Genomic DNA, 10,229 nt, shown 5'->3' with positions numbered 1-10,229 from the left:
GTCCGCCGCTCATTATTACTGAGGAACAGGCCCTCGAGGTAGTGACCAGAACCAAGAAGACGCTCGACGAGGTGGCGGATTTCGTGGTCGCTGAAGCGATCAGCTAACGCAAATCGAATGTCGCACGGCCGAGGGGCGACTCTGTTGCGCCAAATCGCAGGCCTCTATGCAGAATGTTGGTCGGGGAGCGGGTCAAGGGTAGCCTTCCTCTCCAGTCACGCGGATAGTGATGGGGTGGACGCCCCCTCGACGGCATCGATGTGCCAGAATGGTGGTGTTTGACAGCCACCGTAAGAGAGGGAGCGTCCACAATGGAAGTTAACACGATCGGGTTGGACCTAGCGAAGAATGTGTTTCAGGCGCATGGAGCCGATGCGGCGGGCGCCATTGTTTTCCGCAAGCAACTGCGACGCGACAAGGTGCTTGCGTTTCTCGCTGGGCAGCCGGCCTGCTTGGTCGCCATGGAGGCCTGTTCTGGGGCGCATCACTGGGCGCGCGAGATCGGCAAGCTCGGGCACACCGTTCGTCTGATCCCGCCATCCTATGTAAAGCCTTTCGTGAAGCGGCAGAAGAACGACGCCGCCGATGCCGAGGCGATCTGCGAGGCCGCGCAGCGGCCGACCATGCGCTTTGTCGCCGTGAAGAGTGAGGAGGAGCAGGCGCGTGCGGCCGTATTCCGGGCTCGTGATCTGCTGGTGCGGCAGCGCACCCAGACGATCAACGCCTTGCGCGGCCATCTCGCAGAATATGGACTGGTCGTTGCCCAGGGCCCTTCTCACACCGCCAAGCTGATGGAAAAGGTAGAGGATCCTGAGGGCGATCTGCCAAAAGCAGCCCGCCTGGCCCTCACCATGCTGGTCGATACGCTGAGATCGCTGGAGGAAAGGATCAAGCAGCTCGATGCCGAGATTGCACGGCGTGCCCGAGAGGATGAAGACGTGCGGCGGTTGGCAACAATCCCCGGCGTTGGTCCGATAACGGCAACGGCTCTGGTTGCACTGGCGCCTTGCGCCGCAATCTTCCGAAAGGGGCGCGACTTCGCCGCTTGGCTGGGCCTGACGCCGCTGCAACGCTCAACCGGGGGTAAACAGAAACTCGGTGCAACATCGAAGATAGGCGAGCGTACTTTGCGTCGCCTGCTTATCATCGGAGCGAGCGCTGTCGTGCGTCATGCTCGTCGGCGAGGTATTCGTGAAGGATCGTGGCTTGGGCGCATGCTCGCCCGCAAGCCGCCAATGCTTGTGGTCGTCGCTCTTGCCAACAAGATGGCCCGCATCGTCTGGGCGCTCATGGCAAGAGGTGGGACCTACAGGGCTCCGGCCGTGGCAGCATAGCAGCTCGGTCTGAGGTCGTCGCAGGTGTAGGAAGGTCACACGGAGAGGTATGGCGCGACAGTCGATGAGAGACGGATCGGAAAAACCAGTTCAGCACAGAGCGCCTCGAGCGCGCGGTAGTGATATGGATCCGATCGGCGAACTCCCATACGGGCCGGCGGCAAATGGAAGGCCGCATCAGAGGCCGGACAGATGTCAGCACCCGACTACGCGCCGCTATACTGCCTTTCGAAGATTCTTCTTGCGCTCACGGGGGCGTTGTCAAGCGAAGTGAGGATTTGACCCCTGGGGCGAAACGAAGAACTGACCCCCTCATTGCTTTGCGGTTTCGTTGGTGTCGGGGGGGGGGGGGGGGGGGGGGGGGGGGGGGGGGGGGGCGCCGGGGCGGGGGCGGGGGGGGGGGGGGGGGGGTGGGGTTGTGGGGCGGGGGCGGGGTGTTGGGTCTTCTGTTGGTCTCGGCTCACCCCCGCTTTTCGCGAAGCCGGTAGCTGTCACCGCGGATGGTGATCACTGTCGAATGATGAAGCAGGCGATCAAGGATCGCGGTCGCGACCACGGGATCGCCAAACACGCTGCCCCATTCGCCCACCGAGCGGTTGGAGGTGATCAGGATCGCTCCCCGCTCATAACGCCGCGACACCAGCTGGAAGAACAGATGCGCGGCATTGGCTTCGAACGGGAGATAGCCGAGCTCGTCGATGATCAACAGTTTCGGCCGCGACAGGGTCGTCAGCTGCTTTTCGAGTGAACCGTCGTCATGGGCCTTGGCCAGCATCGCCACGAGCGTGGCCGCCGTGACGAACTGGACGCTATGGTTCTGCCGGATCGCCTCGCGCCCGAGAGCCACCGCCAGATGTGTCTTGCCCGTACCCGGTAGGTCCAAGGAACAGGACCGTGTCGCCATGGGCAATCCAGCGGCAGGTCGCCAGCTCCCGGACTTGGCGCTGATCCAGCGACGGCTGCGCGTCGAAGTCGAAGCCATCGAGTTCGCGCACAAACGGGAACTGCGCGATCTTGCCTGCCATGGAGATGCGCCGCTCGTCGCGCCGCGCGATCTCGCGCGTCACCAGGAAGGCCAAAGCCTCGCGCAAGGTCATTTGCGAACGCGCCGCTTCGTCCAGCAGCGTATCGAGCTGATCCCGGATCGCGGTCAGCTTCAGCCGGTCGAGCTGAGCCACCAGCATCTCGTGATCGACCGTCGTCATCACCAGCTGCCTCCCACCAGTGCCTCATATTCGGCCAGCGGCCGCAACAGAGCGGAAGGCGCAACGATCTCCGCCGGCGCCGATCGCACCGGCGCAGCAGCGCCGACCACGCCGGCAAGATGCGCCCGCTCGACAATCCGTTGGCGACGCCCGCGGCACAAGGCATGATCCGCCACCACCTCGCCCGCATGACGCACGATAACGCGGCCGCCCAGCACCACGACTTGGACGCTCTCCCCGATCAGCCGCCAGGGAACCGAGTAACTGTTCGTGTCCAGGTCGATTGCGCAGTCCGCCTTGACCTTGCGCACGAGATCCCGCAGCTGCCCAAACGGTGCCCGTCCGCCCAGAGGGCGAAGCGCCATGGCTTCTTCGGCAAAGCGCTCCGCAGGAGCCACGCCGGTCGTGCCATGCACACGCTGATCGGCAATCTCGCGTGTCCACCGGTCCAGATGCGCCTCGAACGCCGCCCAGTTCTCGAACCGGCGGCCGGCAATCGCATTGCGCTTGACATAGCCGACCCCGCGTTCGTCCTTCCCCTTCGTACGCGCCCGGTAGGGCGCACAAGCCCGCGGCGTAAATCCCCAGTAGCGGGCAAAGGTGTGCAGCCTCACATTGAACCGCACCTCCCGCGTCGTCGCATCGTGATGTTCGACCAGCGCCTTCGGATTGTCGAACAGCACTTCCGTTGGAACCCCGCCGAAGCGAAGGAAGGCTCCTTCCATCCCCTCGAACCAGTCCGCCTGGCGCTCCCGAAGCGAGGGACGGATATGCAGCCGACGCGAGTAACCCAGCGTCGCCACAAACAGGTGCACCCGAACACGCTCGCCACCGACCCACGCCCGCGTGTCGCCAAAGTCGATCTGCATCTGATGTCCCGGCGCCGTCTCAAACCGAACCGTCGCGCGCTTCTGCGCCCTCAACTCCCGACGCCAACCCTGCACCCGAAGCTCCACCGACCGAAGCCCTATAACGATCCCATGTTCGCTCTCCAGTTCCTGGCGCACCACATCGGCGTTGCCGCCATGGCGGAAGAAGCGCTCCCGCAGCCAATCGTCCAGCCCGTCAAACGCGGTCCGCCGCACAGGCTTGCGGAACGGAAAAGTCCCGCCCTCGCGCAGATACCGACGCACCGTGTTGCGCGCGCATCCGAATTCCTTCGCAAGTCGCTTCGCTCCCCAGCCAAGCTCATGCAGCCGCAGCATCGCTGCCACCTCTTCAGGCTGAAGCATCTCCTCTCCCTGCATCGTTCTCGACAATGCAGGAATCGCCGAAATCTCAACCGTCATCCATGCCTCCTCTCATAACCGAGGGGGTCAGTTCGTCATTTCGTCAGGGGGTCAGTTTCTCAATTCGGCCGACAGGCGTCCACAGATGTGCTGAAGGTTCTGCAAAAAGTTTTGGAGAGAGAACGGGGCTTGCTCTGAGGGGCGAGCGGCCATGGCACGGTGGTGACGTTGCGATCACCGATTCCCGTGGAAGGGGAAGTGCCATGACCAATCGAGACGTTAGACTGAGCAGAGGCGAGTTGAAAGCGTTGCTGTTGTCGGATGAGGACGGCTTTCGCCAGGCATTGCAGAGTGTCGTGCAGGAGGTTCTTGAAGCCGAGATGACGGAGGCGATCGGGGCCGAGAAAGGCGAGCGGACGGCGGAGCGGACGAGTTACCGGTCCGGCTATTACGAGCGCAAGCTGGTGACGCGGGTCGGGGTGCTGGAGCTTCGCGTTCCGCAGGATCGGGCTGGCCGGTTCTCGACGGAGTTGTTTGAGCGCTACCAGCGTTCGGAGAAGGCATTGGTGTCGGCGCTGGTCGAGATGTACGTGCAGGGCGTCTCGACCCGCAAGGTGAAGGCGGTGACGGAGGAACTGTGCGGCCATTCCTTCTCGGCCTCGACGGTGAGCGAGGCGACGATGCGGCTGGATGAGGCGCTCAAGGCGTTCTTCACGCGGCGGCTCGAGGAAAGCTATCCGTATCTCATCTTGGACGCGCGCTACGAACGGGCTCGCGAGGCGGGCGTGATCGCCAGCCAGGCGGTGCTGGTGGCGATCGGCGTGGATTGGGAGGGCCGGCGCCAGGTTCTGGGCGTGGAGCTGGCCAACCGGGAGAGCCGTTCGAGCTGGCGCGAGTTCGTGACGGGGCTCAAGAATCGCGGGCTCGCCGGCGTCGAGTTCGTCGTCTCCGACGACCATCCGGGGCTCAGGGCGGCAATCCGCGAAGTGCTGCCCGAAGCGGTCTGGCAGCGCTGCTACGTGCACTTCCTCAGAAACGCGCTCGACTACGTGCCGCGCAAGGTCGACGACGATTGCCTGATGGAGCTCAGATGGTTCTACGACCGGCGCGACCTTGCCGAGGTCAAACGCGACCTGGCGCAGTGGATCGCCAAATGGCAGGCCAAATACCCGAAGCTGGTCAACTGGGTGGAAGATAACATCGAGGAGACGCTGAGCTTCTATCGGCTGCCGCTAGCTCACCACAAGCACATGAAGTCGACGGATGACATCGACAAGCCTGATTTCGACTTTTTCGATTCCTGTTGCGTTTCTTTGTTCGGCTCAGGTGAGCCTGCTTCTTCGTCCCGGCCCACAGGATTTCCCATGCGAGCGTGTCGAGACGCAGTCAAGGCTGGCCGGTGCGATGGCGCCGCGGCCGGCTGCGAGGTTTCCAGGCCACGCCTTGACGGCGTCGAGCACGGCGCCATTCTGGAGCGGACCGAGGGCGTAGGTCGTGCCGCCAGATTTCCTTGTGCTATATTTGTCCGGCACGGACGACCACGTGGCAAAGAGTGGTGCGAGAGGATGAGAGTGCCGCCACGCAGCCGTTATAGTCGTTCCTCGTTTGTGGCGTCCGTGCGCCGCTTCGGCCCGCGTGACCGCCAATGCCGAACCATTAGCTCGTAGGCACGTTCGGCATTCTCGGCCGCGGCTTTCTCGCTGTTTCGCAACTCCTTCACGTTGTAGGCGTAAGCCGAACCGCGGCGACCGACACCGCGCTCGCCCGGCGCGCCGGCCTTGAGAGCGAGCTGCCTCTGCTTTGCCGCCACCAGCGCCGGGCGAGCCCAGAAGTAGTCCTGCTCCTTTGTCAGCAGATGCCAGATCAGCACGGCGAGCTTGCGGGCGACCGCCACAGCTGCGACCTGATGACCACGCTTGTTACGGATGCGTAGGAAGAAGGCCCTGAGCGGTCCGGGCGCCTTCGCCGCCGCCCAGGCGGCCTCGACCAGCATGGCGCGGGCATGGGAACGCCCATGTTTGCTGATCCGGCCATATTGCGCCAAGCCAAGACCGGATTGGCGCACACGCGGATTGAGGCCGAAGTAGCTCACCAGCTTCTGCGGCTCGCGGAACCGCCGGATGTCGCCGACCGCGGCGATGATACCGCTCGCGACGATGACATTGACGCCGGTGATCGTCTGAAGCCGCCGGACTTGCGCATCATCAACCGCTTCCCGGGCGATGTCGCGATCGAGGTCAGCCAGATCCTCGGCCAGGCGATCGATCTCGCGGATGTGGCGGGCGATAGCGGCCCGCTCGTCGTCGGGAAGCACCTGCCGCTCGAGCCAGGCGCGACCGCGATTGTTGAACAGATCGGCATGCGGGCACTTCGGCACGAGGTGCGCCTGCAGGATGCCATGCACCTCGTTCTTCACTCGCGTGCGATGCCGCACGACCTGGTTGCGCCGCGCGACGAGGCGGCGAAGCCGCTCAGTCCGCTCATCGGGAACCCAGACCTCCGGCAGAAAGCCGCTGGCATGGAGTTGCGCCAGAACGCCGGCATCAATCTTGTCGGTCTTGATCCTGGCATGAGCGATCGCCTTCACCTGCATCGGGTTGGCGACAATCACCCGGCCGACATAGGGCGACAGAACCCGCACCACCGCCATGGCGTTGCCCGTAGCCTCGACGACAACCTCATCAGTCCGTCGCAAACTGCGGCCGAACCCTTCCAGTCCCGAGCGGGTCATGTCGACCCGTCCGTGATGGCGCAGCCGGCCGTCTTCCCAAACCACCACCTCCGCAAAGGTGCGGTGGATGTCCATTCCAATCACACGTCTCATCGGCTCCCTCTCCTCAACAATCGGGAGCCGGCGGGCGACGCGACACCTACGGATCCGCGCTCTCGGCGCAACCGGGCAGGTCGCAGGGGCGGCCAGCTACTAACGCGAGCTCGCAGCTCATCGAATACATCGGCCTGCCCGCACTTGGCGTGCTCCCGGTGCCCCTGTCCCGGATGGTCGCACCATACGCCGAAAATCGCTCATCTCCAGCGGGGATCGGATGGCACCGTCATGATCATACCGGTTACGAACATGCTGGAGCGGCTGAACCAGGAGATCAAGCGGCGCACCCTGGTCGTTCGCATCTTCCCCAACCCGCGGAGTTGTCTGCGGCTGGTTCGGGCGCTGGCGGTCGAGATCCACGAGAACTGGCTCGAGGCGACCCGCTATCTCAACATGGATCATCTGCGCGAGCACAAGAAGGAGAGCCTGAGGGCCTTGGCCGCCTGAGCACCGTCATGTGTCCGCCGCTCCGCTAAACACGGGGGGTGCGCGGCGGACACGCCGACGTCACCGCAATGCCACGCCATTTTGCAGAACTTGACGCACACAACCGTCACGCGCCTCACGGGCAGCTTTTAGTATCTAGTCCCTATGATTGCTGGGCCTGGGGTGGCCCGTCATCCGATATGCAACGGTACGAGGGTTAAGCCGGCTGGCCGGCGCAGAGCCTCATGCATAGGAGACGGGCCATATGGAACATATCAGATTTGTCGGTTTGGATATTCACAAGCAACGGATTTCGGTCGCGGTGGCGGAGAGCGGACGCTCCGGCTCGGTGGAATATCTCGGCGAGATTGCCAATGACGCTGATGCCATCAGCAAGCTGTGCGATCGTCTCAGGCGCTCCAGCAAACGGCTGACATTTTGCTATGAGGCCGGCCCGTGCGGCTATGGCGTTCATCGCCAACTCACAAGCCTTGGCCATCGATGCGACGTGGTGGCGCCGTCGCTGGATTCCGAGGAAGCCCGGCGATCGGGCGAAGACGAACCGCCGCGACGCCACCATGCTCGCCCGCCTCAATCGGGCCGGAGAGTTGACGCCCGTGTGGGTGCCCGATCCGATCACGAAGCCATGCGCGACCTGGTACGGCTACGCAGCGTCGTACGACAGGTGGTGACGCGAGCGCGCCAACATCTTCAGGGATTTCTGCTGCGTCACGGACGCAAGCACGAGCGTGGGACGGCCTGGCGAATGGCTTACCGGCGATGGCTTTCGACATTGGCCTTCGAACATCCCGCTCAGCAGATCGCATTTCAGGATTACGTCGATGCCGTCATGGACGCGGAACGGCGCCTGCAGCAGGTCGAGGAACAGATACTCAGCCTGCTCCCAGAATGGAACCAGCGCCCGGTGGTTGATGCCTTGCAGGCAATGCGCGGTATCGCGCTGATCAATGCGGTGGTGCTGGTCGCGGATGTCGGCGACTTCACACGCTTCTCCAATCCACGCCAGCTCATGGCCTATTTCGGCTGGTCCCTGGCGAGCAATCGAGTGGCGAGACCGTCTGGCGCGGCGGCATCACCAAGACCGGCAACACCCATGCCCGGCAGCGCCCTGGTCGAGGGCGCCTGGGCTTACAGGATGAGGCCGCGCATCGGCCGGCACAAGGTCGACCGGATCGAGGCGCTGCCAAAAGTCGTTCGTGATATCGGGTGGAAGGCGCAAGTTCGGCTGTGCACCCGATATCGTCGGCTGAGCGCGCGCGGCGAGAACGCCAACGTCGTCGTTGCCGCCATCGCACGCGAGATGGTCGGCTTCATCTGGTCGATCGCCTGCACGGTTCAATCCGCGCCAAAGGCGGCGTGAGCGCTATTCGAAAGACAGCCAGCAGAGGAGATCGCAAAACCCAAACATCAGCCTTCCGCTGGTGCGCTAGTAATGGTCGCGGCCGCCGGCTTCCTGATGCCTATCCGTCAATGGCAGGATTCTGACCAGGACCCTTTTGGCTTCGAGACGCCACTGCTCGCTCTCGACCTGAAGCCGAGAAGCGGCCCGATCCTCGTCAAGATCGAGTACTCAATACCGGAGGCGACCGGATGCAGAAACACGGCGAGTGCAAAGCCGCGTCGGTGCTCGGCATTGGAACCTCCAGCGCGATCTTCAGGATTCTTCGTGTTGGACAGAAACCTTCCGCACGCCGACCTGGATGGACTATCTGCGCCTGAACCATCGCCTGACAGCTGCAGACAAGGAGATGGACCAGCGTCTGCTCGAATTGAACCTGGGTGGAACGCCGCCTCGTACCAAGCTTTCAACTGAGCGACCGACCGGGGCGACCCGCAAGCGGGATCAAACGGCGCGATTTTTCTTCCGGCTATGATCGCAGGCCCTGGATTTGCAGGGACTTGAAGGGGAGGCGAAATGACCGGCTTAATAAAATTTGAGAGGCCAGTCGTAATTCAGATTAGCCGTCATGGCACAGAACGTGCCGTGTTCGAGGTCAATGACGCGGCCTCGATCCTGCTTAGGGATTTAATGTCTGGGCCTGCCGGCCACGGTGATACGTCCGCGCCAGCGGAAACAGATGCGGCAGAGAAAGTCGCTTCAGCAAAAGCGGTGGAGAAGAAGGCAGAAGGCCTCAAGCCGCGTCGGCGCAGTTCCGCGAATAGCCATGCCCTTCGCACAATCGAACCGGGCCGAGGCATCTGGAAATTCAGCCCTCAATCGGTCCTCGTCGAAACAGGCCATCGAGGCGCGGTTCGTTCCGGCCGCGCAAGCATCGGCAAAGCAGGAAGCCTTAGGCTAGGATTAGTCGGCTGTTTTCTACGAATCCGTGCCGGATGCCAGCGAGAAACTTGAACTGGAATGATCTTGCCCATAGCCACCGCCTTGGCGGCCCGCTGCCCAGTGCTTAGATCTCGTTTCGAGATGGCCGTGATCTCGATTTCCGTGTTGACCAACAGACGGTCAGTGAGAGAATTTGCCTTCGGTCGTTAATCGTCACGGTTGTCGGCCTACGGCGCGAAGGCTTCCGAAGTGAAAGCGCTGCTCCGCCGGAGCTTAAAATCCATACTACGGGAGCAGTAAGATGAGCACGGATAACCGCCTATCCAATTCTCTGGCCGCGATGGATATCGCAACAGGCCTCCACCCTTTTACCAATGCGCGCTTGCATGAGCAGAAGGGTCCTCTAATCATGGACCGTGGCGAGGGCATTTACGTCTATGACGTTGCTGGAACGCAGTACATTGAAAGTTTCGCTGGCCTATGGTCGGTAGCTGTCGGGTTTAACGAACCGCGACTGGTTGAGGCGGCGATCAGGCAGATGCAGAAACTGCCATTTTACCATACTTTCAACCATATGAGCCATGAGCCGAACATTCGCTTGGCCGAGAAACTAGTTGAACTATCCCCCGAACACATCACGCGTGTGTCGTTCACGAATTCGGGATCCGAAGCTAACGATACCGTCGTGAAGATGGTTTGGTATGTGAACAACGCCCGTGGCCGCCCCGAGAAAAAGAAATTTCTTGCACGCGCGAAAGGCTACCACGGCATTACGATGGTTTCTGGCAGCCTGACCGGCCTTCCCAACAACCATCGCGATTTCGACATGCCGATCATCCCGGTGATCCACCTCACGACACCGCATCTGCGCACGTCTGGCTTCGAGGGCGAGACCGAGGGTGAGTT

General features: G+C 62.5%; 5 protein-coding genes and 4 pseudogenes. 6 read left to right on the top strand and 3 right to left on the bottom strand.

Annotation, left to right across the window (positions count from 1 at the left end; translation table 11 throughout):
* Positions 1–311: 311 nt before the first annotated feature.
* On the top strand, positions 312–1,334 hold the full coding sequence (locus NKI58_RS34980; RefSeq protein WP_352854483.1) for an IS110 family RNA-guided transposase: 1,023 nt from the start codon (positions 312–314) through the stop codon (positions 1,332–1,334).
* Positions 1,335–1,794: 460 nt separating this feature from the next.
* Here NKI58_RS34980 and istB read toward each other — a convergent pair.
* Both istB and istA read right to left on the bottom strand, forming a co-directional pair.
* Positions 1,795–2,539: pseudogene (gene istB / locus NKI58_RS34975) on the bottom strand (IS21-like element helper ATPase IstB).
* Positions 2,539–3,828: an IS21 family transposase gene (istA, locus tag NKI58_RS34970; RefSeq protein ID WP_352854482.1), complete on the bottom strand. Its 1,290-nt coding sequence runs from the start codon at positions 3,826–3,828 to the stop codon at positions 2,539–2,541. Before istA ends, istB begins: the two are co-directional and overlap by 1 nt.
* 203 nt (positions 3,829–4,031) lie before the next feature.
* On the opposite strand from istA, the pseudogene NKI58_RS34965 reads away from it, so the two are divergent.
* A pseudogene (locus tag NKI58_RS34965) lies at positions 4,032–5,045 on the top strand (IS256 family transposase); the annotation flags it as partial.
* Between the two features lie 311 nt (positions 5,046–5,356).
* On the opposite strand, the gene NKI58_RS34960 reads toward NKI58_RS34965, so the two are convergent.
* Positions 5,357–6,574, bottom strand: coding sequence for an IS110 family RNA-guided transposase (locus NKI58_RS34960; protein WP_352619177.1), 1,218 nt, complete (start codon positions 6,572–6,574; stop codon positions 5,357–5,359).
* A 264-nt stretch (positions 6,575–6,838) separates the two neighbouring features.
* On the opposite strand from NKI58_RS34960, the pseudogene NKI58_RS34955 reads away from it, so the two are divergent.
* The 4 genes and pseudogenes from NKI58_RS34955 to NKI58_RS34940 form a co-directional block, all read left to right on the top strand.
* Positions 6,839–7,042 (top strand): annotated as a pseudogene (locus tag NKI58_RS34955) (transposase); the annotation flags it as partial.
* Between the two features lie 244 nt (positions 7,043–7,286).
* A complete protein-coding gene (locus NKI58_RS34950) occupies positions 7,287–8,402 on the top strand; it encodes a transposase (RefSeq protein WP_352854481.1) in 1,116 nt (371 codons plus the stop codon).
* A 54-nt stretch (positions 8,403–8,456) separates the two neighbouring features.
* A pseudogene (locus NKI58_RS34945) lies at positions 8,457–8,916 on the top strand (MFS transporter); the annotation flags it as partial.
* A 708-nt stretch (positions 8,917–9,624) separates the two neighbouring features.
* Positions 9,625–10,229, top strand: a 605-nt coding sequence (locus tag NKI58_RS34940) for an aminotransferase class III-fold pyridoxal phosphate-dependent enzyme (protein WP_352854479.1), incomplete at its 3' end; no start/stop codon positions are given.

The organism is Mesorhizobium sp. M0522, assembly GCF_040321085.1.
Lineage (GTDB): Bacteria > Pseudomonadota > Alphaproteobacteria > Rhizobiales > Rhizobiaceae > Mesorhizobium.
This window is presented reverse-complemented; position numbering and strand designations above follow the sequence as displayed.

Coding starts and splice junctions, on each gene's coding strand:
- NKI58_RS34980 (WP_352854483.1), top strand. CDS start 312: ATGGAAGTTAACACGATCGGGTTGGACCTAGCGAAGAATGTGTTTCAG.
- istA (WP_352854482.1), bottom strand. CDS start 3,828: ATGACGGTTGAGATTTCGGCGATTCCTGCATTGTCGAGAACGATGCAG.
- NKI58_RS34960 (WP_352619177.1), bottom strand. CDS start 6,574: ATGGACATCCACCGCACCTTTGCGGAGGTGGTGGTTTGGGAAGACGGC.
- NKI58_RS34950 (WP_352854481.1), top strand. CDS start 7,287: ATGGAACATATCAGATTTGTCGGTTTGGATATTCACAAGCAACGGATT.